Consider the following 25,508-nt stretch of genomic DNA (forward strand, 5'->3'; position numbering starts at 1 on the left):
GCCGTCAGCGCTTGAAGGCGTGCCGCAGGCGTCCGACGAAGCCGGAGTCGACGTCGTGGAGCTCGCCGTCGGGCTGCTCCTCGTCACGCAGCCGCGCGAGGTCGCGCAGCAGCTGCTCCTGCTCGGCATCGAGCTTGGTCGGGGTGCGCACGTCGACGTGGATGACGAGGTCGCCACGCCCTTCGTGCCGCAGATGGGTCACGCCGAGCCCGGGCAGGACGATCGTGTCGCCGGGCTGGGTGCCCCGCTTGATGGTGATCTCCTGCTCGCCGTCGAGGGTGGCAAAGCTCATCGTCACGCCGAGGGCGGCTGCCGTCATCGGTACCGCGACCGATGCGTGCAGGTCGTCGCCGCGCCGGGTGAAGGTCTCGTGCTCGGCGACCCGCAGCTCGACGTAGAGGTCGCCGGCCGGCCCACCACCGGGACCGACTTCCCCTTCGCCGGCGAGGTGGATGCGGGTGCCGGTGTCGACACCGGCGGGGATGCGCACCTTCATCGTGCGGCGGCTGCGCACGCGGCCCTGGCCGGAGCACTCGTGGCAGGGGCTCGGGATGACCTCGCCGAAGCCCTGGCAGGTCGGGCACGGACGGCTCGTCATCACCTGGCCGAGGAAGGAGCGCTGCACCTGCTGGACCTCACCGCGTCCACCACAGGTGTCGCACGTGCGGCGACCGGTGCCGGGCTGGGCCCCGTCGCCGGAGCACGAGCCGCACACCGCCGCGGTGTCGATCGTCAGGTCCTGCTCGCCGCCGAAGACCGCCGTCGCGAGGTCGATCTCGAGACCCACGAGGCCGTCCTGCCCACGTGAGGAGCGCGAGCGCGGCCCACGACCGCCGCCCGCGGCCTGGCCGAAGAACTGCTCCATGATGTCGCTGAAGCTGAAGCCGGCACCGAAGCCCTCGTGCGCACCGCCGTAGGGGTCACCGCCCATGTCGTACTGGCGGCGCTTCGTCTCGTCGGAGAGGACGTCGTAGGCCTGCGAGACCCGCTTGAACTGCTCCTCCGCCTCGGGGCCGGGGTTGACGTCAGGGTGCAGGGTGCGGGCGAGCTTGCGGTACGCCCGCTTGATCTCCTCGGGCGTGGCCTCGCGGCTGACGCCCAGATCCTCGTAGTAGTCGTTCACGCGTGAGGTCCTCGTGGGTCGTGGTCGATGTCGGTCGGGTGCGGGGTGGCGCCGGTCAGGCGTCCACGATCCGCGAGAGGTAGGCGGCCACAGCGCGCACCTGCGCCATGGTCGCCGGGTAGTCCATGCGGGTCGGGCCGAGCACGCCGACGGCACCGACGTGCTCGTCGCCCGCGCCGTAGCCCGAGGTGATGAAGGAGGTCGACTGCAGGCTCGAGACCGGGTTTTCGGCGCCGATGCGCACCGAGACGCCCGTCGACGCGTCGTGGGCCTCGGCGCTCAGCAGGCGCAGCAGCACCACGTGCTGCTCGAGGGCGTCGAGCACCGGCTCGAGCGTCATCGGGAAGTCGCCGGAGCTGCGGGCGAGGTTGGCGGTGCCGGCGAGCGTCACCTTGGTCGCCCGCTCCTCCGCGAGCGCCGCGTCGAGCGCGGCGAGCACGCCCGCCGTCAGGGCGTCCTCGGTCTCACGGTCGTCCTCGTGGAGGGTCGCGAGCGAGGTGAGCGCCTCGGCGAGGCGCCGGTCGTGGGTCGCGGCGTTGATCCGCGCACGCGCGCTGGCGAGGGCCTCGGCCCCCACCGCGGTCGTGTAGTCGACGTTGATCGGGATGATCCGCTGCTCGACGCGGCCGCTGCCCATGATGACGACGACCATGAGCCGCGTCCGGCTCATCGGGACGAGCTCGACGTGCCGGACGGTGCTGCGGGTCAGCGAGGGGTACTGCACGACGGCGACCTGACGGGTGAGCGTCGACAGCAGACGCACCGTCCGGTCGAGGACGGTGTCGAGGTCGTCGGCGCCCTCGAGGTAGCTCGTGATGGCGGCCCGCTCGCCCTTCGACATCGGGCGGACGGCTGCCAGGCGGTCGACGAAGAGCCGGTAGCCGGCATCGGTGGGGATCCGCCCGGCGGAGGTGTGCGGCGCCGCGATGAGGCCCTCGTCCTCGAGCGCGGCCATGTCGTTGCGCACCGTCGCGGCCGAGACGTTGAGCTGGTGCCGGTCCAGGAGGGCCTTGGAACCCACCGGCTCGGAGGTCTGCACGTAGTCCTCGATGATGGCGCTCAGCACGGCCATGCGCCGCTGCTCCTGGCTCATGCGGACCTCCCTTCGACACGATGCTCGGACCGCTGGCACTCGGTCCACCTGAGTGCCAAGTCTACGACCGGGGCGGGCATTCCCCGGAATCCGGCGTGCCGCCTGCGCCGGCGACCGCCCTTCGGCCTACCGTCCCTGCGTGAGCGATCGATACGGCAAGGACGTCCTCTCGGCCGGCTGGCAGTCGAAGGGGAGGCTGGCGCGGCCCACCTCCCGCGCCCTCGAGGCGGTGACCGGCACCGTCGTCGAGGACGTCGAGACCGGCTGGGTCGGCGCCGTGGTCGCGGTGGAGAAGGCCGGCGGCGTCCACGTCGTCCACCTCGAGGACCGCCGTGGCAAGGTCAAGGCCTTCCCGCTCGGGCCGGGCTTCCACGTCGACGGCGCCCCCGTGACTCTCACCCCGCCGAAGGCTGCGCAGCGCGCGGCCCTCGCCGCCGCCCAGCAGCAGGCCTCGCGCACCGCGAGCGGCTCCGTCGCCGTCCACGACGGCAAGGCCCGCGTCGCCCGAGGCTCGCGGATCTTCGTCGAGGGGCGCCACGACGCCGAGCTCGTCGAAAAGGTCTGGGGCCACGACCTGCGCGTCGAGGGTGTCGTCGTCGAGCCGCTCGACGGCGTCGACGACCTGGCTGCCGCGATCCGCGACTTCGCTCCCGGCCCCGGCCGCCGGATGGGCGTGCTCGTCGACCACCTCGTGCCGGGCAGCAAGGAGTCGCGCATCGTCGAGAAGGCCAACCGGGTCGCCCCTGAGCACGTGCTCGTCCTCGGCCACCCCTACGTCGACGTCTGGCAGTCGGTCCGGCCCCAGCGTCTCGGCATGGACACCTGGCCGACGATCCCCCGCTCGATCGAGTGGAAGAAGGGCATCTGCCAGCACCTCGGCTGGGCCCACGACACCCAGGCCGACATCGCCCGTGCCTGGAAGCAGATCCTCGCCACCGTGCGCACCTACGCCGACCTCGAGCCGGCGCTGCTCGGCCGCGTCGAGGAGCTCATCGACTTCGTCACGGCCGAGTAGCGGGTCAGTCGCGCGGGCCGCCGGCGACGTAGATGACCTGGCCGGAGACGAAGCCGGCCTCCTCGGACAGCAGGAAGGATGCGGTGGCGGCGATGTCCTCGGGCTGGCCGACGCGACCGACGGGGGTCTCCTTGGCGGCGTGGGCGAGGAAGTCCTCGAAGGGCACGCCGATCCGCTCGGCGGTGGCCGCGGTCATGTCGGTCTGGATGAAGCCGGGAGCGATGGCATTGGCGGTGACACCGAACTTGCCGAGCTCGATGGCGAGGGTCTTGGTGAAGCCCTGCATGCCGGCCTTGGCGGCGGAGTAGTTGGCCTGGCCCCGGTTGCCGAGGGCGGAGGTCGAGGAGAGGTTGACGATGCGGCCGTACTTCTCCGCGGTCATGTGGGCCTGGGCCGCCTTGGTCATGAGGAAGGCGCCGCGCAGGTGGACCGCCATGACGGAGTCCCAGTCGTCGACCGACATCTTGAAGAGCATGTTGTCGCGGATGATGCCCGCGTTGTTGACGAGCAGGGTCGGGGCGCCGAGCTCTGCGGCGACCCGAGCGACGCCCGCCTCGACCTGCTCGGCGTCGGAGACGTCCACGCCCACGGCGAGAGCGGTCCCGCCCCCTTCGGTGATCTCGTCGACGACCACCTGGCAGGCGGACTCGTCGAGGTCGAGGACGGCGACGTGGTGGCCGTCCGTGGCGAGGCGAAGGGCGATGGCCCGGCCGATCCCGCGGGCGGCTCCGGTGACGATGGCGGTACGAGTCGTGGTCATGCCCTCATCGTGCGCCATGGGGTAAGCGCCCGCACACCTGCGTCCGCGAAGCGGTCATCGACACCGGGTCAGCGGCGGTGCACCCGGCTCGGGCGCCACTTCGGCTCGGTCGGCAGCATCCACCCACGCCGTCGAGCGAGGTCGCACACGCCGCCGCCAATGAGCAGTGCGCCCAACGAGGCGAGCGGATCAGTGGTCACCAGCTGGAGCAGGACGAAGGAGGCGCCGCCGGCGAAGGCCGCGGTCGCGTAGAGCTCGGAGCGCTGCAGGATCGCAGGCACGCTGCCGAGCATGACGTCGCGCACGACTCCTCCCCCGCACGCGGTGAGTACGCCGAGCAGGATCGCCGGGAACCAGTGGATGTCGAGCAGCAGCGCCTTCTGGGTGCCGACGACGGCCCAGGTGCCGAGCGCCACGGCGTCCACCCAGGGGAAGACCTGCCGCCAGCGGCGCCCGTCGAGCGGGACGAGGAAGGCGATGAGGGCGGCCGTGAGCGCCACCGTGAGGTACCGCAGGTCGGTCAGCGCCACCGGCTGGACGTCGAGCAGCACGTCGCGGATCGCGCCACCCCCGAGGGCGGAGACGACGGCGAGCACGCAGAAGCCGACCGGGTCGAGCTGGTAGCGCCGGGCGACGGCCCCACCGAGCAGCCCGTTGGCGAAGACGCCGAGCAGGTCGAAGGCGGCGATGAGGTCGGGGATCTGCGGGACGTCAGGCACCTGCGCTCCCGACGAGGTGGTGGACGACGGTGTCGGCCAGCAGTCGTCCACGGCGGGTGAGGACGACGCGGCCGCCGATCGCGGCCCGGCCCTCGACGAGGCCGTCGGCGACGAGGCCCGCGACGGCCCGACGCCCCTGCGGCGTCAAGCGATCGGTCGGCAGCCCGTCGACGAGACGCACCCCGAGCAGGACGTCCTCGTCGGCGCGCTGCTCGGCCGTCAGGACCTCACGCTCGGCGGCCGGGTCCCCCTCGGCCAGCGCCTTGGCCCATGTCGCCGGGTGCTTGAGGTTCCACCAGCGCTCGCCGTCGACGTGGCTGTGCGCGCCCGGGCCGACGCCCCACCAGTCGTGGCTGCGCCAGTAGGCCTCGTTGTGCCGGCAGCGGTCGGCGGGCGTGCGGGCCCAGTTGCTGATCTCGTACCAGCCGTAGCCGGCCGCGGCGAGCAGCTCGTCGGCCAGCTCGTACTTGTCCGCCTCGTCGTCACCCGTCGGCATCGGCAGCTCGCCCCGACGCACCCGGGCGGCCATCTTGGTGCCGTCCTCGACGGTCAGGGCATAGGCGGACAGGTGGTCGGGCTCGAGGGCGACGGCGGTCTCGAGCGAGGTGCGCCACTGGTCGAGGGTCTCCCCCGGCGTGCCGTAGATGAGGTCCAGGCTCACCGCGAGACCCGCGGCACGGGCCGCGGCCAGGGCACGGGCGACGTTGGCAGGGTCATGGGTGCGGTCGAGCGTCGCGAGCACCTGCGGCACGGCCGACTGCATGCCGATGCTCACCCGGCTGAAACCGCCGTCGGCGAGCACCCGCAGCGACTCCTCGGTGACGCTGTCGGGGTTGGCCTCCGTCGTCACCTCGGCATCGTCGTCCAGGCCCCACCGCTCCCGCACGGCATCGAGGAAGCGCACGAGGTCCTGCGGGGGCAGCAGCGTCGGCGTGCCGCCCCCGACGAAGACCGTCGAGACCGGGCGGTCCGTGCCCACGGACCGCGCCGCCAGGTCGAGCTCGCCGATCGCGGCGTCGACGAAGGTGGCGACGCTCGCCCCCTTCGCGCCGCCGACGGGGCCCAGCTCGGTGGCCGTGTAGGTGTTGAAGTCGCAGTACCCGCATCGGACCGTGCAGAAGGGCACGTGCAGGTAGATGCCGAAGGGGGGACGCACCGTCCCATCCTCCCACCGATACCGTGGGCGGCATGACCCGGTGGATCGAGCTCGACGGCGTCGTCAACATGCGTGACCTCGGTGGCCTGCCCACCCGCGACGGCCGCACCACCCGCGAGGGGCGGCTCATCCGCAGCGACAACCTCCAGGACCTGAGCGAAGGGGACGTCCGTCACCTCGTCGAGGTGCTCGGGGTGACCGACGTCGTCGACCTGCGCAGCCACGTCGAGCACGAGGTCACCGGCGCCGGGCCGCTGCGCTCCACCCCGCTGACCCACCACCACCACAGCCTGCTGCGCGAGGACCTCGGGGCCGATGAGACGGTCGAGGAGGCACTGGCGGTCCGGTGGGGTCGCGGGGACCCCGCGCCGCGGGACGGGGCCTTCTGGGCCCGGCACTACACGGGCTACCTCACGCGGCGCCCCGACTCCGTCGCCGCGGCACTCGCCGCGATCCGGGACAGCGCCGGAGGCACCGTCGTCCACTGCGCCGCGGGCAAGGACCGCACGGGCACGGTCGTCGGGATGGCTCTGGCGGTCGCCGGGGTCCCCGACGAGGAGATCGTCGCCGACTACGTCCTGACCGCCGGGCGGCTCGAGCGGATCATCGATCGCCTCATCGAGGTCGAGCCCTACCGCAGGTCACTGCCCACCCACACCCTCGAGGAGCAGCTGCCCCGCGCGGAGTCGATGGCGGCGGTGCTCGCCCACCTCGACGAGGAGTTCGGCGGGACGATCGGCTGGCTGGAGGCCGCCGGGTGGACCCAGGAGGAGGTCACGCGGCTGCGCGACCGGCTCGTGGGGTGAGGCTCAGGCCTTCTTCGGCTTGGCAGTGACGTAGACGGGGATGACGCCCTCGACGACGACGACGCCGTCGGTGCGCACCGCCTTGACCCGGATGTCGACGTCGTAGGGAGCCTCGCCCGTCCACTGCTCGGGGTCGGTCTCGGCGACGCACAGCAGGTCGGTCGTCGACTTGGCGAGGTAGCTCACCCGCAGGCCCCGCGGCAGCCATCGCTGGTCGCTCGGGCAGGTTGCCTCGGCGAGCAGACCCATCGCGGCCTCGAGCCCGTTGCACACGGCGATCGCGTGGAGGGTGCCGATGTGGTTGTGCACCCGCTTGCGGTTGCGGATCGACAGCTCGGCGTGGTTGGCGCGGACCTCGCGCACCTTCGGTCGGACGGTGGCGAAGTACGGCGCCTTGACGGCGTAGAGCAGGGAGAAGATCCGCTTGCCGGCCGGGAGGCTCGTGACGCGCTGGTAGAGGTCGAAGGTCTGCTGTGCCATGACCGCCACACTAAGCCAGCGCTTAGTGGCCGGGAAGGGTCCCCGGCGTCGGCTGCGTCACGTCAGCATCGCGCCGTTACTTCTTGGCCTTGTCCACGGCGCTGTCGTCAGAGGAGAGCGCAGCGATGAAGGCCTCCTGGGGCACCTCGACGGTGCCGATGTTCTTCATCCGCTTCTTGCCCTCCTTCTGCTTCTCGAGCAGCTTGCGCTTGCGGGAGATGTCACCGCCGTAGCACTTGGCGAGCACGTCCTTGCGGATGGCGCGGATGGTCTCGCGGGCGATGATCCGCGCGCCGATGGCGGCCTGGATCGGCACCTCGAACTGCTGGCGCGGGATGAGTTCCTTGAGCTTGCCGGCCATCATCGTGCCGTAGGCATAGGCCTTGTCCTTGTGGACGACCGCGCTGAAGGCGTCGACGGTCTCGCCCTGCAGGAGGATGTCGACCTTGACCAGGTCGGCGGCCTGGTCGCCCGCCTCCTGGTAGTCGAGGGAGGCGTAGCCGCGGGTCTTGGACTTCAGCTGGTCGAAGAAGTCGAAGACGATCTCGGCGAGCGGCAGCGTGTAGCGCATCTCGACGCGGTCCTCGGAGAGGTAGTCCATGCCGCCGAGCTGGCCGCGCTTGCCCTGGCACAACTCCATGATCGCGCCGATGAACTCGCTCGGCGCGAGGATCGTCGCCTTGACGACCGGCTCGCGGACCTCGGCAACCTTGCCGTAGGGGAACTCGCTGGGGTTGGTCACGAGGATCTCGGAGCCGTCGTCCATCGTCACCTCGTAGACCACGTTGGGCTGGGTGGAGATGAGGTCGAGGTCGAACTCGCGCTCGAGGCGCTCGCGCACGATCTCCAGGTGGAGCAGGCCGAGGAAGCCGCAGCGGAAGCCGAAGCCGAGGGCAGCGGAGGTCTCCGGCTCGTAGACGAGTGCGGCGTCGTTGAGCTTGAGCTTGTCGAGGGCGTCGCGCAGCGTCGGGTAGTCGGAGCCGTCGATCGGGTAGAGCCCCGAGAAGACCATGGGGTTGGGGTCCTTGTAGCCACCGATCGCGTCGGCCGCGGGCGCCGCGGCATTGGTCACGGTGTCACCGACCTTGGACTGGCGCACGTCCTTGACCCCGGTGATGAGGTAGCCGACCTCGCCGACGCCCAGCCCCTTGCTCGGCAGCATCTCCGGCGAGATGACGCCGATCTCGAGCAGCTCGTGGGTCGCCTTGGTCGACATCATCGCGATCTTCTCGCGGGGGTGCAGGGCCCCGTCGACGACACGCACGTAGGTGACGACGCCGCGGTAGTTGTCGTACACGGAGTCGAAGATCATCGCGCGGGCCGGGGCGCTCGCGTCGCCCTCGGGAGCGGGCAGCTTGGCGACGATCTCGTCGAGCAGCTCCTCGACCCCTTCGCCCGTCTTGCCGCTCACCTTGAGCACGTCCTCGGGCTCGCACCCGATGAGGCCGGCGATCTCCTCCGCGTACTTCTCCGGCTGTGCCGCCGGGAGGTCGATCTTGTTGAGCACCGGGATGATCGTCAGGTCGTTTTCCATCGCCAGGTAGAGGTTGGCGAGGGTCTGCGCCTCGATCCCCTGGGCGGCGTCGACGAGGAGGATCGCTCCCTCGCACGCGGCGAGGGAGCGGGAGACCTCGTAGGTGAAGTCGACGTGCCCCGGGGTGTCGATCATGTTGAGGCAGAAGGTCTCCCCCTCCTGCTCCCACGGCATGCGCACGGCCTGCGACTTGATGGTGATGCCGCGCTCGCGCTCGATGTCCATGCGGTCGAGGTACTGCGCGCGCATCTGCCGGGCCTCGACCACGCCGGTGATCTGCAGCATCCGGTCGGCCAGCGTCGACTTGCCGTGGTCGATGTGGGCGATGATGCAGAAGTTGCGGATCTGCGCCGGCGGGGTCGCGTTCGGCGGGAGGGCCTCACGGGCCTGGGGTGACACGGGTTGCGGACCTCGGGTTCGTCGGGACAGGGCTCAGTGGCCCATCCTCTCAGACCAGACGCGATCTCCCGTCATATCCCGTCGTCGGCAGGCCGAAGTACTGCGCGATCGTCGGCGCGACGTCCATCGTGTGCGCGACCGCGGTGCGCACCCCGGGCCTCACCTGGGCGGCTCCGCCGGCCACGATGAAGGGGATCGGCTTGGTCACCGGGTGCCCGTGGTTGCCCGGGATGGGGTTGTTGAAGATCGTCGGGTCGGAGAAGCGCCACCCCGCCTTGCAGTAGACGACGAGGTCGCCGGCGTTGGGGCTCAGACGCAGCTCGGCGGGCGTGTGCACGGACAGCACGCCCTGCTGCTTGAGGACGAGCTCGCGCAGGCGCTTCAGCCCGGCCGCCCTGCCACCGGCGGGCCCGGTCCAGTAGAGGCAGTCCGCTCCGCCGTTCTGCGCGATCTCGACGTTGTCGCGCAGCGTGCGGTCGAACCAGATCGGCGCCCCGAGCGAGATGACCCGGTGGCCCATGGACCAGTCCATCGAGTGGTCCGCGAGGACGATGACGAGCGAGTCCTTCCACCGGTTGGTCGACTTGAGGTAGCTGACGAAGTTGCCGATCAGACGGTCGGTGTTGTTGAGGGCCGCGTAGCGCATGGCCGGGACGGTGACCGTGCCACCGGGGTCTGCGTGCCCGACCCGGTCGATGTCGCCGAAGTTGGCGAAGACGAGGTTGGGGTCGGCGGCGCCGATCATCTTGACCAGGGCGTCGTAGGTGTAGCCGTCGGGCGCGTGGTCGGTGATCGGCATGAGCGGCTTGGGCTCCCAGCGGTACATCGCCTTTTCGCCGAAGATCCCGTAGAGGTAGTCCTTGGACAGGACGGTGCCGCCGGTCACCCCCTTCGTCTCGAGCTGCTCGAAGATCGTCGGGGCCTTGATGTCGCTCTCGCGGTCCATGTCGCGGACCTCGCCGAGCGTGCGGTCGTAGATCTTGTTGGCCGGCACGCCGTTACGGTCCGGTCGCACCCCCGTCATCATCATGACGTGGTTGGGGATCGTCTCCATGATGGGCAGCGATCGCGCGTTGGGGTACCAGGCTCCCGTCGAGCGCAGCTGGTGGAGGTTGGGCGTGCGCGCGACGGTGATCTCGTCCGGGCGCAGCCCGTCGGTGACGAGCACGTAGACCCGCTTGCGGCTGCGGGTGGTGGCCGCGGAGGCGGCACTCGCACCAGCCGCAGCCGAGAGGGTGATCGTCGCGCCGCTCGCGGCGGCGACGCGCATGACGGTACGGCGGGTGGGGGTGCTCATGAGGCGGCCTTCCAGACGCGGCGGACCCGGTTGGTCCCGGGCAGGGTCTCGAACCCGGCGCTCCACCGCGCGGTGGACTGCCGGTCGGTCCGGTCCGCGAGTGCGTACCAGTCCATCTGCGCCCGCGCGGGCGTCAGGGTGAGCACGGAGTAGCCGTGCCGGTCGAAGTCGAGGTAGCGCACGTGGAGGTTGGCCCCACGGATGGCCCCCTCGACGGCGAGCGAGAGGGTGCGCGGCTCGACCTTGAGGATGTCGTCGAGGTTGTTGGAGGTCACCGACGTGCCGACGAACTCGACGGCGACGGACCGGCTCAGCGGGTACGTGCCGACGTTCTTGGGGATGTCGCAGGCCCAGGCCGAGTGGATGTCACCGGTGAGGAAGACGGTGTTGTCGATCGCGTGGTCGGCGATGTGGTCGATGAGCTCGCGGCGGTCGGCCGTGTACCCGTCCCACTGGTCGACGTTGTACGGGATCCCCTCTGGGGGCAGCACCCCACCCATGTCGTGCAGGGCCCGACCCACCTCGACGTCGACCGCGCCGAAGGTCACGGGCGCGATCATCACCGGGTTGCCGACGAGCTTCCACGTCGCCGTGGACCTGCTCAGCGACTGCTTGAGCCAGGTCATCTGGGCATCGCCGGTGATCGTGCGGTCGGCGTCGCCGACGGCACCCAGCCGGGCCGCCGAGGCCTGCTCGCTGCGGTAGGTGCGCAGGTCGAGCATCCGCAGGTCGGCGAGGGTGCCGAAGGAGAACTGCCGGAAGATCTGGCTGCCGTCGCCGATGGCGGCGGTGCCGGAGAGGCGGATCGGCATCCACTCGTCGTAGGCGCGGCGGGCCGCCGCGGCGCGGTCACGCCACCTGCCCTCGGTCAGCGGGTCGTGGTTCTCGGCTCCGCCGATCCAGGCGTCGTTGGCGCTCTCGTGGTCGTCCCACGTCGTGATCCACGCAGCGGCGGCGTGCAGCGCCTGCAGGTCGGGGTCGGTCTTGTAGTGCCCGTGGCGGATGCGGTAGTCGGCGAGGGTGACGATCTCGTGCGCCGGCTCGCTGGTGCGCACTGCCCCCTTCGCCGCCCCGTACTCACCTGTGGGGTACTCGTAGAGGTAGTCGCCCATGTGGAGCACGGCGTCCAGGCCCTGGTGAGCGGCGAGGTGGCGGTAGGCGGCGAAGTAGCCGGCCTCCCAGTTGGAGCACGACACGACACCCAGGCGCAGCCGGCTCGGGGTGGAGCCGGCCGCGGGCGCGGTCTTCGTCCAGCCGGTCGGCGAGACCGAGCCGCCGCTGCGGAAGCGGTAGGCGTAGCGGGTCGCGGGCGTGAGGCCGGTCGCGTCGACCTTGACGGTGTGGTCGCGCTCGGTGCCGGTCGTCATCGAGCCCCGGCGCACGACGGTGCGGAAGGACGCGTCGGTCGCGACCTCCCAGGTGACGGTGACGCGCGCGCCGCGCCCCGAGCCCGGGGTGGCGTCGGCGGTCGGCGTCACGCGGGTCCACAGGACGACGGCGGTGGGCAGCGGGTCGCCGGAGGCGACGCCGTGGAGGAAGCCCGTCGTCGTGGCGGCCTGCGCCGGGCTCGTGGCGAAGGGGGCGACCGTCGCCGTGGCGACGGCGGCACCTGCGGCCGCGCCGCGGACGACGTCGCGCCGGGCGGGTCCGGGCAGGGGTGAGTCGGGTGTGGCGGTCATGTCGGTGAGCCTCTCGAGGCTTGATGACCGGTGGGCAACCTCAAGGTGTCCGCTACGGATGTCGAAGAGGTGATCCTTTTCACCGGCGTCACCGCTAGCGTGACGTGCTATGAGCGAGTACCCCGGAGACTTCACGGGCACGCCTGACCTGCGCTGGGCGCCGACCCCGGACGACCCGAGACCCTCCCCCGGCGAGGTCGTGTGGGCCTGGGTGCCGTACGAGGAGGACCACCGTCAGGGCAAGGACCGCCCGGTGCTGCTCGTCGGCGAGGACGGCGACTGGCTGCTCGGCCTGCAGGTGACCAGCCAGGACCACGACCTCGACGCGGAGCAGGAGGCTCGGGCGGGTCGGCGCTGGATCGACATCGGAGCCGGCGCCTGGGACCGCGAGGGGCGGCGCAGCGAGGTGCGGGTCAACCGCATCGTGCGCCTCGACCCGGCCGCGGTCCGTCGTGAGGGCGCGGTGCTCGACGAGCGGGTCTTCGCCGCCGTCGTGGAGGCGGTGCGCGCCGTCGCCGCCGGCCGGGACTACGACGACGATCCCGTGTGAGTGGTGATTTCCCTAGGGACATGCGGCAGGGGGTGCGCATTCCCCTAGGGAAATACGGCCGGGGGTGCGCATTTCCCTAGGGAGATGCGCACTCTGGCCCATGACGAAGGGGGCCGGTCACCTCGCGGTGACCGGCCCCCTTCGTGCTGCCATGAGGCAGATCAGATCTTGTTGACCCGCTTGGCCAGAGCCGACTTCTTGTTGGCCGCCTGGTTGGCGTGCAGGACGCCCTTGCTGACGGCCTTGTCGAGCTTCTTGCTCGCGGTGACGAGCGCGGTCTGCGCACCGTCGCGGTCGCCGGCGTCGGCGGCCTCGCGGACCTTGCGGATCCACGTGCGCAGCTCCGACTTGTAGGCGCGGTTGCGCTCGGTGCGGGCCGCGTTGGTCTTGACGCGCTTGATCTGGGACTTGATGTTTGCCACAGGAATCTTTCTTGACTGGGTTGGTCGAGCTTCTGCCGTAGAGGGCGGCAAGGCATCTCGGGACCGGCGTGGGGACACCGTGGGAGAGACACCCTGGGTGGTGCTGCGTTGCGCGCACGACCATGCGCGCACGCGAGGAGCAAATCTAGCAGCGGCCAGCGGCCCCAGCCAAACCCGCCAGCTACCCCGTGACGCCCTTGGCCGCGATGACGAGGATCGCCCGCTCGACGGCGTAGACCGGGTCGCGGCCACCGCCCTTGACCTCGAAGTCGGCGGCGGCGACGGCCTGGATGCTGCGACCCAGGCCCTCACCGGTCCAGCCCTGCAGCGAACGGCGAGCCTTGTCGACCTGCCAGGGCGCCATGCCGAGGTCCCTGGCGAGGTCGGCGCTGCGGCCTCGGCCCGCTCCCCCGACCTTGGCCAGCTGGCGCAGCTGCTGCGCGAGCACCGCGACGATCGGCACCGGGTCGACGCCGACGTTGACCGCGTGCCGCAGCAGGCGCAGGGCCTCACCGGTCTGCCCGGCGACGGCGGCGTCGGCGACCTTGAAGCCGGTGGCCTCGACCCGGCCGCCGTGGTAGCGCTCGACGACCTCGGCGTCGATGACGCCGGTGGTGTCGTCGACGAGCTGCTGGCAGGCCGAGGCCAGCTCACGCACGTCCTTGCCCACCGCCTCGACGAGCGCCTGGACCGCGCCGGCATCCGCCTTGCGCCGGGCCCGGCGAAACTCGTTGGTCACGAAGTCGGCCTTGTCGCGGTCGCTCTTGATCGCCGGCGCCTCGAGCACGAGGGCCTTGGCCTTCTTGAGCGTGTCGAGCACCTTCTTGCCCTTGTTGCCCGAGGCGTGGGTGACGACGAGGGTCACGTCGTCGGCCGGGTCGGCGAGGTAGCCGAGCAGGTCGAGCTGCAGGGCGTCGGGGGCCTGGTGCAGGTCGCGCACGATGATCAGCTTGTCCTCGCCGAAGAGGGAGGGGCTGGCGTGGACACCCAGCTCGCCCTCCTCGTAGCCCTCCGCCCGGAGGGTGACGACCTCGACCTCTGGCGAGGTCACCCGCACGTCGGCGACGACCTGCTCCAGCGCCCGGTCGGCGAGGACCGCCTCGGGCCCCTGGACGAGCACGAGCGACGGGGTGCTCAAAACAGTGCCACCTTGGGCACCCGCGGGAAGATCTCGTCGAGCGCGGCCTCGTCCTCGGCGGTCGGCACCCAGTCGGCCGCCGCGGCATTGGCGACGACCTGCTCGGGCCGGGTCGCGCCCGCGATGACGCTGCTCACCGCCGGGCGGGAGGCGAGCCACGAGAAGGCGACCTGCAGCTCGGTGAGGTCGCGCTCGCGCGCGAAGTCACCGAAGGCCCGCAGCTGGTCGAGGTCGATCTGCTCGAGCAGGTGCTGGCGGGCGTGCGTCAGCCGGCTGCCCTCGGGCGCGGTGCCCTGCGAGTACTTGCCCGTGAGCAGACCGTTGGCCAGCGGGAAGTACGGCAGCACCCCCAGGCCGAAGGCCTCGGCCGCCGGCGTCACCTCGAGCTCGGCCCGCCGGTCGAGGAGGTTGTAGTGGTTCTGGCTCGAGACGAAGCGGCTGCCGCCCCGGGCCCGAGCCACGTGCTCGGCATCGGCGATCTGCCACCCGGCGAAGTTGGAGTGGCCGATGTAGCGCACCTTGCCCGCCCGCACGAGGTCGTCGAGCGCATCGAGCGTCTCCTCGATCGGCGTCGCCGGGTCGGGGGTGTGGAACTGGTACAGGTCGATGTGGTCGGTGCCCAGCCGCTGCAGCGAGGCCTCGACCGCCCGCGTGACGTAGCGCCGCGACCCCCGCGCCCCGAAGTCCCCACCCCCGATGCCACCGACGTCCATGCCGAACTTCGTCGCGAGGACGACCTCGTCGCGCCGCGAGCCCAGGGCCCGCCCGAGCATCGTCTCGGACAGCCCGGCCTCGGCACCGTAGACGTCGGCGACATCGAAGAGGGTGATGCCCGCGTCGAGCGCCGCGTGCACGACGGCGTCGGTGCCCTCCTGCGTCGCGGTCACGGTGCCGGCGCGACCGAGGTTGTTGCACCCCAGCCCGACGACGGAGACGGCGAGTCCGGAGCGGCCCAGGCGTGAGGTCTGCATGTCGACAGGCTATCCGCGGGTGGGGACACGCAGACCGAGCGCCTGCGCGCGGGCCGCGACCGCGGACTCCTCCCGGTCGAGGGATGCGGCCAGCTCCTCGAGGGGCAGCCCGAGGTCGACGCCGTCGCGCAGCTCGTCGTCGTCCTGGACGGACCACCCTTCGCCCTGCACGACCGCGGTCCGCGCACCAGCGGCGGGACCGGGGTCGGCGACCGTGCCGGTCATGCTCCGCTTGCCCGGCTCGGCCACGGGTAGCGGCGGCGGCGCGATCTGGTCGAGGCGGGTCAGCGCGCCGAGGACGAGCTGGCGGTCGGTCGTCGGCCAGAAGGGCGGCAGCGAGCGCTGGAGGAAGCCCGCGTAGCGCGCCTTGATCATCCGGTGGTCGAGGAAGGCGACGACGCCCCGGTCGTCACCGCGCCGGACGAGCCGGCCGGCACCCTGCGCCAGGCGCAGGGCGGCGTGCGTCGCCGAGACCGCCATGAAGCCGTTGCCGCCGCGCCGCGCGATCTCCTGCGTGCGCGCCGAGCTCAGCGGGTCGTCGGGCCGGGGGAAGGGGATGCGGTCGATGATGACGAGCTGGCAGCTGCTGCCGGGCACGTCGACGCCCTGCCACAGGGTGAGCGTCCCGAAGAGGATCGTGCGCGGGTCACGTGCGAAGTCCCGCACCAGCGTGCCGATCATGTCCTCGCCCTGGCAGAGCACGGTGAAGGACTCGTCGAGCCGCTCGCGCATCGCCTCGGAGGCCTCCTTGGCCGCGCGCATCGACGAGAAGAGCCCGAGCGTGCGCCCACCGGCGGCCCGCACGAGCGCCTCGATCTCGTCGAGGGTCTGCGGCGCCAGCCCGTCCCGGCCGGGGGCCGGCAGGTGCTCGGCGACGTAGGCGATGCCCTGCTGCTGGTAGTCGAAGGGGGACCCCACGTCGAGCCCGGTCCACTCCGGTGCTCCCGGCCCCCGCAGACCGAGGGTGCCCGCGACCGCGTCGAAGGTCCCGCCGAGCTCGAGGGTCGCCGAGGTGAGCACGACCGTGCGGTCGCGCACGCCCTCGTCGTCGTCGGTGGCGCCCGTGCCGAAGATCCGCTCGCGCATCCGCATCGCCACGCTCATCGGCGCCACCCGCAGCAGCGGCCCGCGACGCAGGTCGCGGCTGACCCAGATGACGTCGAGCTCGTGCTCCTCGAGCATCCGGCCGGCCGTCTCGTGGACCTCGTCGACCGCCGCGAGGGCGACCTGACGGGTGCCGTCGACCTGCTCCCCCTTCGGCGGCTTCATCTCCGTGAGCAGGTTGCGGCTGACGTCGCGGCAGCGCCCGAGGACGCTGGCGAGCGCGTCGGGGATGCCGGTGGCCAGCCGTCCCTCCGGCGCCTCCTCGAGGACCGCCTCGAGGTCGGAGGCGATGTCGTCGAGGGCGTCGGAGGACTCGGCGTACTTGCGCGCCCGCTTGGCCGCCGCGCGCACGCCACCGGGCGCCAGCTCGTCGGTGACCGTCGAGGTGACCCGGTCGACGAGCTCGTGCGCCTCGTCGATGACGAGCACGTCGTGGTCGGGCAGCATCGGGCGCCCCTCGAAGGCGTCGATGGCCATGAAGGAGTGGTTGGTGACGATGACGTCGACGTCCTTGGCGGCCTCGCGCGAGCGCTCGACGAAGCACTCGGTGACCATCGGGCACTTCGAGCCCAGGCACTCCTGCGCGGAGACGGAGACCTGGCGCCACGCCTTCTCGGAGACGCCCGGGACGAGCTCGTCGCGGTCGCCGGACTCGGTCTCCTCAGCCCACTCGCGGACGCGGACGACCTCCTTGCCCAGCCACCCGGCCTGGGCGTCGGCCTCACCGACGTCGAAGAGCCCGTCCTCGTCGTCGGGGAAGCCGCCTTCGGTCTTGTGCTTGCACACGTAGTTACGCCGGCCCTTGACGATCGCGTAGGTCGGGCGCCGGCGCAGGTGCGGTGTCAGGGCATCGGCGAGGCGGGGCATGTCGCGGTCGACGATCTGCCCCTGGAGGGCGAGCGTCGCCGTCGCGACGACGGCCGGCTTGCCGACCCGCTGGGCGTGCTCGACGGCCGGGACGAGGTAGGCCAGCGACTTGCCGGTGCCGGTGCCGGCCTGGACGAGCAGGTGCTCCTCGGCGTCGATGGCGTGGGCCACGGCCTTGGCCATCTCGACCTGCCCCGGCCGGGTCGACCCACCCACTCCCCCGACGGCAGCAGCGAGCAGGGACTCCACGGACGATGACACGACCCCACCTTATGCGCCCTCACCGACGAGCACGGCGGGCGATCCACAGCCAGCGGACGACGAAGGAGGTCGGCGCAGCGTCAAGTCGAAGTCGAGAACGACAACGTGCCCACACGACAAGGAGGGACTTCGGCAGCGCGCCGGCCTTCTTCGTCGGGAGCGGGCCGGCGCCGACCTCCCCTGCCGTCCGCTCGGTGGTGTCGCCGGGGTCCATCGAAAGGTTGATCGCAGGACCAACCTCCCGCGCGATGTGGCGGGACCCCCTTCGGCGGTGGACTGGATGGCATGACGCCAGACCTGCGCCCTGCACCTTCCCAGCCCTCGCCCACAGCCACCCGCTCCCCCTTCGTCCAGCGCATCCTCGGGCGGCGGGGATCTGCCCTCGTGCTCGTGCTCGCCGTCGTCGTCGTGGGGCAGGCGTCGGTCCTCCTGGGGTCGGCGCAGGCGCCGCCGCGGGGGGCGGCGTACCCGGAATCGGCGGAGTCGGCGGTGGTGGCGGAGCAGCTCGAGGGCTTCCCCGGCAGCAACACCGCGCCCGTCCTCCTCGTGGCGACGAAGGGGGACGGCGGCAGCCTGTCGACGGCCGACGAGCGGGGCCTGGCGCAGCTGGCCCACGAGCTCGGGGCCGGCGAGCGCGCCCACGTGCAGGTGAGCGATGACGGGCTGGCGGCGACGGTGACCGTGCCCGTCGCCACGAGCGACGACAGCGCGACGCAGGTCCAGACCATCACCGACCTGCGGGCCGACGTGGCCGACCACGCACCGGCCGACCTGACCGTGCAGGTCACCGGCGGCCCCGCGATCGGCGCCGACATCGCCTCCTCCTTCGACGGGGCGGACTTCACGCTGCTCGCCGTGACCATCGGGGTCGTCGCGCTGCTGCTCCTGCTCACCTACCGCTCCCCCGTCCTGTGGCTCGTGCCGCTGCTCGTCGTCGGCGTCGCCGACCAGCTCGCCGGGACCGTGGCGGCCGCCGTCGGTGAGGCGAGCGGCCTCCCCTTCGACGCCGGCATCGTGTCGGTCCTCGTCTTCGGCGCCGGCGCCAACTACGCCCTGCTGCTCATCTCGCGCTACCGCGAGGAGCTGCACGAGCACGACGACCACCGCACGGCGCTGGCCGCAGCATGGCGGGCGACGGTCCCGGCGATCGTCGCGAGCAATGTCACCGTCGTCCTCTCCCTGGCGACCCTCCTCCTCGCGGCCGTGCCCGGCACCCGCGGGCTCGGGCTCGCCTCTGCCGTCGGCCTGCTCGTCGCCCTCGCCGCGGTCGTCCTGCTCCTGCCCGCGGCCCTGGCCCTCGTCGGCCGTCGCGTTTTCCGGCCCTTCGTCCCCCACCCCGGCGACGACCTCGCGCACGCAGGTGTCTGGGCCCGGGTCGCCCGTCGGGTCGTCGCCCGGCCCGCGCTGCACCTCGGCGTCGGCCTGGTCGTGCTCGCGGCGCTCGCCTCCGGCCTGCTCGGCGCCCGCGTCGGGCTGAGCCAGGCCGACTCCTTCCGCACCGCCTCCGAGTCGGCGGCCGGGCTCCAGGTCGTCGCCGAGCACTTCCCGGCCGGGTCGGCCGCTCCCTTCGTCGTGACGACGGACGAAGGGAGCGCCACCCGCCTCACGAGCACCCTCCAGCAGGTGACGGGCGTGACCGCGGTCGCGCCGGCGGGCACGGACGGGCAGGGGCTGGCCCGGCTCACTGTCATCGGTGAACCGGCACCGGGTACGCCGGCCAGCCTCGACCTCGCCGAGCACGTGCGGGAGAGCGCGCACGCCGTGCCCGGCGCCGACGCCCTCGTCGGGGGCGGCTCCGCCGAGCTGCTCGACGCCCGCTCGGCAGCCGAGGCCGACCTCGCCACCGTCGTGCCCCTCGTCCTGCTCGTGAGCCTCGGGGTCCTCGTGGTCCTGCTGCGGGCGCTCGTCGGCCCGCTCGTGCTGCTCGCCCTCAACGCGTCGAGCGCTCTCGCCGCGCTCGGCCTCGGCGCCTGGCTCGACGAGCACCTGCTCGGCCACCCGGCGCTCGACGTGCAGGTGCCGCTCGTGGCCTTCCTCTTCCTCGTCGCGCTGGGCATCGACTACACGATCTTCCTCGTGCACCGGGCCCGGGCCGAGGCCGTCGAGCACGGCACCCGTGACGGGGTCACCCGCGCGGTCGCCCGCACCGGTGCGGTCATCACGAGCGCCGGCATCGTCCTCGCCGCGGTCTTCGCCGCGCTCGGGGTGCTGCCGCTCGTCGTCCTCGGGCAGCTCGGCCTGGTCGTCGGGCTGGGCGTGCTGCTCGACACGCTGCTCGTGCGGACCGTCGTCGTGCCGGCGGCGACCGCGCTCGTCGGGGACCGCTTCTGGTGGCCCAGCCGGGTAGCGTCGCGGTCGTGACGACGAGCACCGACCCGACGGGCACCGGCCGCTGGCTGCGCCTGGGTCAGCACACGCTGCTCGCCGTGCTCGTGCTCGTGTGCGGTGGCCGATCGATCGCCGACGGCGCCCATCCCGTCGCCGAGCTCGCGACGCTCGCGGCCTTCGTCGCGTGGTACGCCGTCGGACCGCGTCTGGCGCGGGCCGGCCGCGGTGGCACGGCGTGGTTCGTCGGGCTCGTGGTCCTGTGGGGCCTGCTCGTGCTCGTCTCGCCGGAAAACGTCTGGCTGGCCTTCCCCCTCTGGCTGCTCGCCGGGCACGTCCTGCCGCTGCTGCCCGCGGTGCTCATCTCGCTCGCCGTCCTCGTGGTCGTCGCCCTCGAGCCGGTGCGGCACACGGGTGAGGCGTCGTACGCGGCGATGATCGGCCCGTGCATCGGCATGGTCGTGGCCCTGGGTGTCGCCAAGGCGCAGCAGGCCCTCGTGCGCGACGGCATCGAACGGCAGCGCCTCATCGCCTCGCTCTACGCGGCGCAGGAGGAGAGCGCGGCGCTCACCGACGAGCTGGCCCGCGTCCAGCGCGCCGAAGGCGCGAGCAGCGAGCGCACCCGCCTCTCCCGCGACATCCACGACGGCATCGCGCAGGGATTTTCGTCGATCGTCCTGCTCGCCCGCGCGGCCCGCACGGAGGAGGACCCGCAGCGGGTGCGTGAGCTGCTCGCCCACCTGGAGGACGGTGCCACCCGCGGGCTCGAGGAGTCGCGGCGGGTCGTCGCCGCGCTCGCGCCCGCCGACCTCGACGAAGGGAGTCTCGCCGGCGCCGTCCGTAGCGTCACCGATCGCTTCGGCACGGAGTCGGGGGTCGACGCCCAGGTCGACGTCATCGGCCAGCTCCCCCCGCTGCCGACGACGACGGAGGTGACCCTGCTGCGCTGCGTCCAGGGAGCCCTGGCCAATGTCCGCACCCACGCCCGGGCCAGGCGGGTCGTCGTCACCCTCGACGCCACCGATGACACCGTGCGGGTCGACGTGGTCGACGACGGCCGAGGCTTCGACACCGACGCGTGGTGGGCATCGGGCGCCGCCCCCTCCGGCGAAGGGGGCTACGGCCTGCGCGCCACCCGGGCCCGCCTGCGAGAGGTCGGCGGCGGCCTGGCCGTCGAGTCCACGCCCGGCGAGGGCACCGCGGTCTCCGCGTGGGCGCCCCTGCCGACGCGTCGGGGGGAGGGCTCGTGAGCGTGCGCGTCGTCGTCGAGGACCACCCGGTGACCCGCGTGGGCATCGTCGCCCTGCTCGGCCAGGACGACCGGATCACCGTCGTCGGTGAGGCTGCCGATGGCGAGGGCGGCCTCGAGGTGGCCGCGCGAGAGGACCCGGACGTCGTCGTCACCGACCTGCGGCTCGGCGATGGCCTGGACGGGGTGGGTCTGACGCGGGCCCTGCGGTCAGGTCGCGGTGCCCCGGAGGTCCTTGTGCTGACGACCTACGATACCGACCGCGACATCGTCCGCGCCGTCGAGGCGGGCGCCTCGGGGTACCTGCTCAAGGACGCCGCACCGGCCGACATCGTCGAGGCCGTCGTCCGGGCGGCCGGGGGCGAGACGGTGCTGGCACCTGCGCTCGCGCAGCGGGTGGTCGCCCGCATGTCACGCCCGCGACCCGAGCTGTCCGCCCGCGAAGTGGAGATCGTCGCGGCGGTCGCCCGGGGCCTGAGCAACCGCGAGATCGCCCGGACACTCGTCATCTCCGAGGCGACGGTCAAGACGCACCTCGTGCACGTCTTCACCAAGCTCGACGTCGACTCGCGCACCGCGGCCGTGGCCCGGGCGCGCGAGGAGGGGCTCATCCCCTGAGCCGGTAGCCCACGCCGCGCACCGTGACGATCCGCTCGGACCCGATCTTCGACCGCAGGGAGCGGACGAAGACGTCGACGACGTTGGACCCCGGGTCGAAGTCCATGTCCCAGACCATGCCGAGCAGCTGCTCGCGCGAGAGCACCTGCTCGGGGTGCTCGACGAAGGCCTCGAGCAGCGCGAACTCCCGCGCCGTCAGCTCGACCTCGCGGTCGGCCACCCGCGCGGTGCGGCGACGGACGTCGAGGCTGAGGTCACCGACGGTCAGGGCGGAGTCGTCGGCGGGGGCGGCGCCCCCTTCGCGCAGTCGCAGTCGCACGCGGGCGAGCAGCTCGGCGAACTGGAAGGGCTTGGTCATGTAGTCGTTGGCCCCGCCCTCGAGCCCGGCGACGGTGTCGTCGACGCCGTCACGGGCGGTGAGGATGATGACGGGGACGTCGACACCGTCACCGCGCAGTCGCCGCAGCACCTCGAAGCCGTCGAGCCCGGGCAGGCCGACGTCGAGGATCAGCAGGTCGAAAGCGCCCGTGCCCGCGAGAGCCCAGGCCTGCCGACCGTCGGCGGTGATCGTCGTGCGGTGGCCGTTGGCCCGCAGCCCCTTGTCGATGAAGCTCGAGATCTCCGCGTGGTCCTCGGCGATGAGGATGCTGCTCATGGTGCCTCCTGCTCGTCCGGACCGGTGCGTCCGGTCTCGTCGTCCACGGGGAGCACGAGGGTGAAGACGGCTCCCTCGCCGGGGTGACCCCCGACGTCCACGCGCCCGCCGTGGCCCTCCGCGATGGCGCGCACGATGGCCAGCCCGAGGCCGGCCCCGCTGTGCCGGCGCCCGTCCGGGGGCTCACCGTGGGCGAAGCGCTGGAAGATCCGCTCCCGCTCGCCCTCCGGCACCCCCGGACCGGTGTCGGTGATCGAGACCCGCAGCACGCGCCCGAGCTCGGTGTCGTCGTCGACCTGCGAGCCGAGGATGATCGCGTCGCCCTCGACGGTGTGCTGCACCGCGTTTTGCGCCAGCTGGAGCACGGCCTGGGTGACCCGCTCGGCGTCGAGACGGGCGGTGCCCTCGGCGACCCGGCTGACCTGCCAGCGCCGCTCGGCCAGGGCCGAGATCTTCGCGTCGAGCGAGACCGTGAGCACCGACAGGTCGACATCGGCCGTCGGGCGGATGAAGTCGGGCCGGTCGGCCTTGGCGAGCGCCAGCAGGTCGGTGACGATCCGGCTCATCCGGTCGAGCTCCTGGGTGACGATGCGCATCGTCGCCGCACGCGACTGCGGGTCGTCGTCCATGAGCTCCAGGTGCCCGCGGATCACCGTGATCGGCGTCCGCAGCTCGTGGCCGGCGTCGTCGACGAAGCGCTGCTCGGCCCGGAAGGCCTCCTCGAGCCGGTCGAGCATCCGGTTGAAGGTCGCCGCCAGCCCGGACACGTCGTCGTCGCCGACGTCGATGCGACGGGTGAGGTCCTGCTCGGTGATCTCCTCGGCGGCCTCGTGGACGAGGCGCACCGGGCGCAGCAGCCGCCCGGCGACGAGCCACGAGACGACGCCGGCCAGGAGGAGGGCGACGAAGGAGACGAGGCCGAGGGTGCGCACGGTGCCGTCCGCCTCGGCGCGGGCCTCGTCGGTGAAGACGGCGACGAGCAGCATCGCGTCGTCGCCGCCGGGGACGTCGACGACCGTGCGGGCCCAGCGCATCTCGCCGGCCGCGGTGTCCGTCGTGCCCGAGGTGGAGCGCTCGGCCGCGGCGATGAGCTCCGGGTCGCGGGTCAGGTCGTACTCCGCGACGTCGGGGGTCCGTGGCCCCGGCGAGGTCGTGACGACGCCCGACTGCCCGACGTAGCCGACGATGACCTCGCCCTCCCCCGGGCGCTGCCGGGTGAGGTAGACGGTGAGGAGGCGCTCGGCCGAGGTGAAGGGCTTGGAGGTCTCGGGGTCGACGCCCTCCTGGGTGAAGGTGCGAAACTCCTCGATCTCCTGCGAGACATCGGCATTGGCCCGCTCGGTGACCGACAGGTGCAGGCTCTCGCGCACGATGATGACGACGCTCAGCAGGCTGACGAAGAGCACGAGCAGCATCCAGCCGACGATCGTGTCCCTCGCCAGCCGGGGACGGCGGCGGCGCTCAGCGCGCATCAGTCGTCGTCATCGTCGTCATCGTCGTCGTCGTCATCATCGTCGTCATCGTCGTCATCGTCGTACGAGGGCACCGGTGCCTGGGTGCGGGTGGTCAGCGTCGGCGGAGGCGGGGTCCACGTCGGGCGCGGTGTGGACGCCGGCGGGGTGGTGCGGCGGGGGGCCGAGGTCGAGCTCTTCGACGACGAGGAGGTCTTCGACGTCGTCGCCGAGCTGCTCTTCGACGTCGTCGACGAGCTCGAGGACGACCTCGTCGTCGACGTACCGCTCGGCTCGCTGGTCTCGCTCGTCAGCTGCAGCGGCCGCTCCTGCACCGGCGGCGGGTCGGAGGGCGCTGCCGCGACCCGGAAGCCGAACAGCACGAGCAGCGGCACGCACAGCAGTGCCACGAGCAGCAGGCCGTCCCGGCCGATCAGTCGTCCTGTCCCCATGGCAGTGGACCCTACGGACGGGGCATGACCCGCAGGTGAGGGCTGGATGAGGAGATCTTCATCCGTCGAGCGGCTCGAGCGGGTCCGGCACCGCGCGGGTCAGGAGGTTGACCCCTCGCATGACGTGGAAGCCGACGAGGGCGGCGACCGTCCCGAGCGCGATGCCCGCGAACTGCAGGTCGCCGACATTCCACGTGAAGTCGGCGATGCCGATGATCAGGGCCACGGCGGCGGTCATGAGGTTGATCGGGTTGCCGAAGTCGACCCCGGCCTCGACCCAGATCTTCGCGCCGAGCAGCCCGATCATCCCGTAGAGGACGACGCCCGCCCCGCCGAGCACACCCTGCGGGACGGTGGCGATCGCCTCGCCGAACTTCGGCGAGAAGGACAGCAGCAGGGCGACGGCCGCGGCGACCCAGTAGGCGGCGGTCGAGTACACGCGGGTCGCGGCCATGACGCCGATGTTTTCCGCGTAGGTCGTCGTGCCCGATCCACCGCCGGCACCCGCGAGGGTCGTCGCGAGCCCGTCGGCGATGAGCGCCCGCCCGGCGACGGGGTCGAGGTCCTCCCCCGTCATCGAGGCGACCGAGCGGATGTGCCCGACATTTTCCGCGACGAGCACGAGGACGACGGGGACGAAGAGGCCGGCCACCGCGAGGTCGATGTGCGGCGCGGTGAAGGTCGGCAGGCCCACCCAGTCGGCGGCCTCGACCTTGGTGAAGGCGACCTCGTCGCGCAGCAGCGCGGTGACGTAGCCGGCGGCGACACCGACAAGGATCGCGATGCGGGAGAAGAGGGTTCGCGTCGCGACGGTGACGAGGAGGATGACGACGACCGTCACGAGGGCGGTCACCGGCGAGAGGACGAACTTCTCCTTCGCGGTCGGCGCGAGGTTGAGCCCGATGAGCGCGACGATCGCGCCGGTGACGATCGGGGGCATGAGGGCCCGCAGCCACCGGTCGCCGGCGAGCTGCACGACGACCCCGACGAGCGCGAGGGCGAGGCCGGCCATGACGACGCCGCCGAGGGCGGTGGGCATGTCGTGGCTCTTCGACGCCGCGGCGAGCGGGGCGATGAAGGCGAAGGAGCTGCCGAGGTAGCTCGGGACCCGCCCGGCCGTGATGAGCAGGAAGAGCATCGTGCCGATGCCGCTGAAGAAGAGGGTCGTCGCCGGCGGGAGGCCGGTGATGAGCGGCACGAGGAAGGTCGCGCCGAACATCGCGACGACGTGCTGGGCGCCCAGACCGATCGTCCGCGGCCACGAGAGCCGCTCGCCGGGGAGGACGACCTCGCCGGGCCGGACCCCGCGGCCGTCGCCGTGGACTCGCCACCCCAGGCCGAAGGGGGGTCTGCTCGCGCTGTCGTGATCGGTCTGGGTCATGGC

23 protein-coding genes are annotated in these 25,508 nt (G+C 72.2%); 6 read left to right on the forward strand and 17 right to left on the reverse strand.

The annotated features are described in order from the left end of the window. Positions 1-4: 4 nt before the first annotated feature. Both dnaJ and hrcA read right to left on the reverse strand, forming a co-directional pair. A complete protein-coding gene (gene dnaJ / locus CWN80_RS00670; protein WP_007926288.1) occupies positions 5-1,123 on the reverse strand; it encodes a molecular chaperone DnaJ in 1,119 nt (372 codons plus the stop codon). 55 nt (positions 1,124-1,178) lie between these two features. After that, entirely contained in the window at positions 1,179-2,216 is a 1,038-nt protein-coding gene (gene hrcA / locus CWN80_RS00675; protein ID WP_007926286.1) for a heat-inducible transcriptional repressor HrcA, read from the reverse strand. 139 nt (positions 2,217-2,355) lie between these two features. On the opposite strand from hrcA, the gene CWN80_RS00680 reads away from it, so the two are divergent. Then, positions 2,356-3,231 carry a DUF3097 domain-containing protein gene (locus CWN80_RS00680; protein WP_007926284.1) on the forward strand — a complete coding sequence of 292 codons (876 nt, stop codon included), beginning with the start codon at positions 2,356-2,358 and terminating at the stop codon, positions 3,229-3,231. Positions 3,232-3,235: 4 nt separating this feature from the next. Here the strand turns inward: CWN80_RS00680 and fabG are convergent, their stop codons facing one another. The 3 genes from fabG to hemW form a co-directional block, all read right to left on the reverse strand. After that, positions 3,236-3,991 (reverse strand): 3-oxoacyl-ACP reductase FabG, encoded by a 756-nt coding sequence (gene fabG / locus CWN80_RS00685; RefSeq protein WP_007926283.1) that lies wholly within the window; start codon positions 3,989-3,991, stop codon positions 3,236-3,238. Between the two features lie 68 nt (positions 3,992-4,059). Next, a complete protein-coding gene (locus tag CWN80_RS00690) occupies positions 4,060-4,710 on the reverse strand; it encodes a trimeric intracellular cation channel family protein (RefSeq protein WP_007926282.1) in 651 nt (216 codons plus the stop codon). Continuing rightward, entirely contained in the window at positions 4,703-5,866 is a 1,164-nt protein-coding gene (hemW, locus tag CWN80_RS00695; protein ID WP_007926281.1) for a radical SAM family heme chaperone HemW, read from the reverse strand. The genes CWN80_RS00690 and hemW overlap by 8 nt, the downstream gene beginning before the upstream one ends. 32 nt (positions 5,867-5,898) lie before the next feature. On the opposite strand from hemW, the gene CWN80_RS00700 reads away from it, so the two are divergent. Then, positions 5,899-6,672: a tyrosine-protein phosphatase gene (locus tag CWN80_RS00700; protein WP_007926280.1), complete on the forward strand. Its 774-nt coding sequence runs from the start codon at positions 5,899-5,901 to the stop codon at positions 6,670-6,672. 3 nt (positions 6,673-6,675) lie between these two features. Here the strand turns inward: CWN80_RS00700 and CWN80_RS00705 are convergent, their stop codons facing one another. The 4 genes from CWN80_RS00705 to CWN80_RS00720 form a co-directional block, all read right to left on the reverse strand. Next, entirely contained in the window at positions 6,676-7,152 is a 477-nt protein-coding gene (locus CWN80_RS00705) for a hotdog fold domain-containing protein (RefSeq protein WP_007926279.1), read from the reverse strand. 76 nt (positions 7,153-7,228) lie between these two features. Next, positions 7,229-9,085, reverse strand: coding sequence for a translation elongation factor 4 (gene lepA / locus CWN80_RS00710; protein ID WP_007926277.1), 1,857 nt, complete (start codon positions 9,083-9,085; stop codon positions 7,229-7,231). A gap of 49 nt (positions 9,086-9,134) precedes the next feature. Beyond that, a complete protein-coding gene (locus CWN80_RS00715; RefSeq protein WP_007926276.1) occupies positions 9,135-10,382 on the reverse strand; it encodes an alkaline phosphatase family protein in 1,248 nt (415 codons plus the stop codon). Next, a complete protein-coding gene (locus CWN80_RS00720) occupies positions 10,379-12,061 on the reverse strand; it encodes an alkaline phosphatase D family protein (RefSeq protein WP_007926274.1) in 1,683 nt (560 codons plus the stop codon). Before CWN80_RS00720 ends, CWN80_RS00715 begins: the two co-directional genes overlap by 4 nt. Positions 12,062-12,170: 109 nt before the next feature. Here CWN80_RS00720 and CWN80_RS00725 point away from each other — a divergent pair, with 109 nt between their 5' ends. Further along, positions 12,171-12,611, forward strand: a complete 441-nt coding sequence (locus CWN80_RS00725) for a type II toxin-antitoxin system PemK/MazF family toxin (protein WP_007926273.1) — start codon at positions 12,171-12,173, stop codon at positions 12,609-12,611. 161 nt (positions 12,612-12,772) lie between these two features. On the opposite strand, the gene rpsT is transcribed toward CWN80_RS00725, so the two are convergent. The 4 genes from rpsT to CWN80_RS00745 all read right to left on the reverse strand — a co-directional run bounded on the left by rpsT (position 12,773) and on the right by CWN80_RS00745 (position 17,374). Then, positions 12,773-13,033: a 30S ribosomal protein S20 gene (gene rpsT / locus CWN80_RS00730; protein ID WP_007926271.1), complete on the reverse strand. Its 261-nt coding sequence runs from the start codon at positions 13,031-13,033 to the stop codon at positions 12,773-12,775. Between the two features lie 181 nt (positions 13,034-13,214). After that, entirely contained in the window at positions 13,215-14,171 is a 957-nt protein-coding gene (gene holA / locus CWN80_RS00735; protein ID WP_128276721.1) for a DNA polymerase III subunit delta, read from the reverse strand. After that, the gene (locus CWN80_RS00740) at positions 14,168-15,142 is read right to left on the reverse strand and encodes an aldo/keto reductase (RefSeq protein ID WP_007926263.1); all 975 of its coding nucleotides are present in this window, start codon (positions 15,140-15,142) and stop codon (positions 14,168-14,170) included. Before CWN80_RS00740 ends, holA begins: the two co-directional genes overlap by 4 nt. Positions 15,143-15,151: 9 nt before the next feature. Beyond that, the gene (locus CWN80_RS00745) at positions 15,152-17,374 is read right to left on the reverse strand and encodes an ATP-dependent DNA helicase (RefSeq protein WP_040880911.1); all 2,223 of its coding nucleotides are present in this window, start codon (positions 17,372-17,374) and stop codon (positions 15,152-15,154) included. A 285-nt stretch (positions 17,375-17,659) separates the two neighbouring features. On the opposite strand from CWN80_RS00745, the gene CWN80_RS00750 reads away from it, so the two are divergent. Genes CWN80_RS00750 through CWN80_RS00760 form a run of 3 tightly spaced genes read left to right on the forward strand, consistent with a single transcriptional unit; the run spans position 17,660 to position 21,566 of the window. After that, entirely contained in the window at positions 17,660-19,735 is a 2,076-nt protein-coding gene (locus CWN80_RS00750; RefSeq protein ID WP_202865209.1) for an MMPL family transporter, read from the forward strand. Then, positions 19,732-20,949: a sensor histidine kinase gene (locus CWN80_RS00755; RefSeq protein ID WP_128276722.1), complete on the forward strand. Its 1,218-nt coding sequence runs from the start codon at positions 19,732-19,734 to the stop codon at positions 20,947-20,949. Before CWN80_RS00750 ends, CWN80_RS00755 begins: the two co-directional genes overlap by 4 nt. After that, the gene (locus CWN80_RS00760; RefSeq protein WP_202865210.1) at positions 20,946-21,566 is read left to right on the forward strand and encodes a response regulator; all 621 of its coding nucleotides are present in this window, start codon (positions 20,946-20,948) and stop codon (positions 21,564-21,566) included. Before CWN80_RS00755 ends, CWN80_RS00760 begins: the two co-directional genes overlap by 4 nt. On the opposite strand, the gene CWN80_RS00765 is transcribed toward CWN80_RS00760, so the two are convergent. The 4 genes from CWN80_RS00765 to CWN80_RS00780 are packed head-to-tail and all read right to left on the reverse strand — an operon-like array spanning position 21,556 to position 25,505. Then, positions 21,556-22,221 (reverse strand): response regulator transcription factor, encoded by a 666-nt coding sequence (locus tag CWN80_RS00765; protein ID WP_128276723.1) that lies wholly within the window; start codon positions 22,219-22,221, stop codon positions 21,556-21,558. The two genes, CWN80_RS00760 and CWN80_RS00765, sit on opposite strands and share 11 nt — an antisense overlap. Further along, complete coding sequence (locus CWN80_RS00770; protein ID WP_007926249.1) at positions 22,218-23,693, reverse strand: sensor histidine kinase; 1,476 nt, start codon at positions 23,691-23,693, stop codon at positions 22,218-22,220. The genes CWN80_RS00765 and CWN80_RS00770 overlap by 4 nt, the downstream gene beginning before the upstream one ends. Next, entirely contained in the window at positions 23,693-24,124 is a 432-nt protein-coding gene (locus CWN80_RS15245; RefSeq protein ID WP_156811746.1) for a hypothetical protein, read from the reverse strand. Before CWN80_RS15245 ends, CWN80_RS00770 begins: the two co-directional genes overlap by 1 nt. A gap of 58 nt (positions 24,125-24,182) precedes the next feature. Further along, on the reverse strand, positions 24,183-25,505 hold the full coding sequence (locus CWN80_RS00780; protein WP_007926243.1) for a uracil-xanthine permease family protein: 1,323 nt from the start codon (positions 25,503-25,505) through the stop codon (positions 24,183-24,185). Positions 25,506-25,508 lie beyond the last annotated feature (3 nt).

Source organism: Janibacter hoylei PVAS-1, assembly GCF_004025845.1.
Taxonomy (GTDB): domain Bacteria; phylum Actinomycetota; class Actinomycetes; order Actinomycetales; family Dermatophilaceae; genus Janibacter; species Janibacter hoylei.

Coding starts and splice junctions, on each gene's coding strand:
- hrcA (WP_007926286.1), bottom strand. CDS start 2,216: ATGAGCCAGGAGCAGCGGCGCATGGCCGTGCTGAGCGCCATCATCGAG.
- fabG (WP_007926283.1), bottom strand. CDS start 3,991: ATGACCACGACTCGTACCGCCATCGTCACCGGAGCCGCCCGCGGGATC.
- CWN80_RS00700 (WP_007926280.1), top strand. CDS start 5,899: ATGACCCGGTGGATCGAGCTCGACGGCGTCGTCAACATGCGTGACCTC.
- CWN80_RS00705 (WP_007926279.1), bottom strand. CDS start 7,152: ATGGCACAGCAGACCTTCGACCTCTACCAGCGCGTCACGAGCCTCCCG.
- CWN80_RS00715 (WP_007926276.1), bottom strand. CDS start 10,382: ATGAGCACCCCCACCCGCCGTACCGTCATGCGCGTCGCCGCCGCGAGC.
- CWN80_RS00720 (WP_007926274.1), bottom strand. CDS start 12,061: ATGACCGCCACACCCGACTCACCCCTGCCCGGACCCGCCCGGCGCGAC.
- CWN80_RS00725 (WP_007926273.1), top strand. CDS start 12,171: ATGAGCGAGTACCCCGGAGACTTCACGGGCACGCCTGACCTGCGCTGG.
- CWN80_RS00740 (WP_007926263.1), bottom strand. CDS start 15,142: ATGCAGACCTCACGCCTGGGCCGCTCCGGACTCGCCGTCTCCGTCGTC.
- CWN80_RS00750 (WP_202865209.1), top strand. CDS start 17,660: ATGACGCCAGACCTGCGCCCTGCACCTTCCCAGCCCTCGCCCACAGCC.
- CWN80_RS00765 (WP_128276723.1), bottom strand. CDS start 22,221: ATGAGCAGCATCCTCATCGCCGAGGACCACGCGGAGATCTCGAGCTTC.
- CWN80_RS00770 (WP_007926249.1), bottom strand. CDS start 23,693: ATGCGCGCTGAGCGCCGCCGCCGTCCCCGGCTGGCGAGGGACACGATC.
- CWN80_RS15245 (WP_156811746.1), bottom strand. CDS start 24,124: ATGGGGACAGGACGACTGATCGGCCGGGACGGCCTGCTGCTCGTGGCA.
- CWN80_RS00780 (WP_007926243.1), bottom strand. CDS start 25,505: ATGACCCAGACCGATCACGACAGCGCGAGCAGACCCCCCTTCGGCCTG.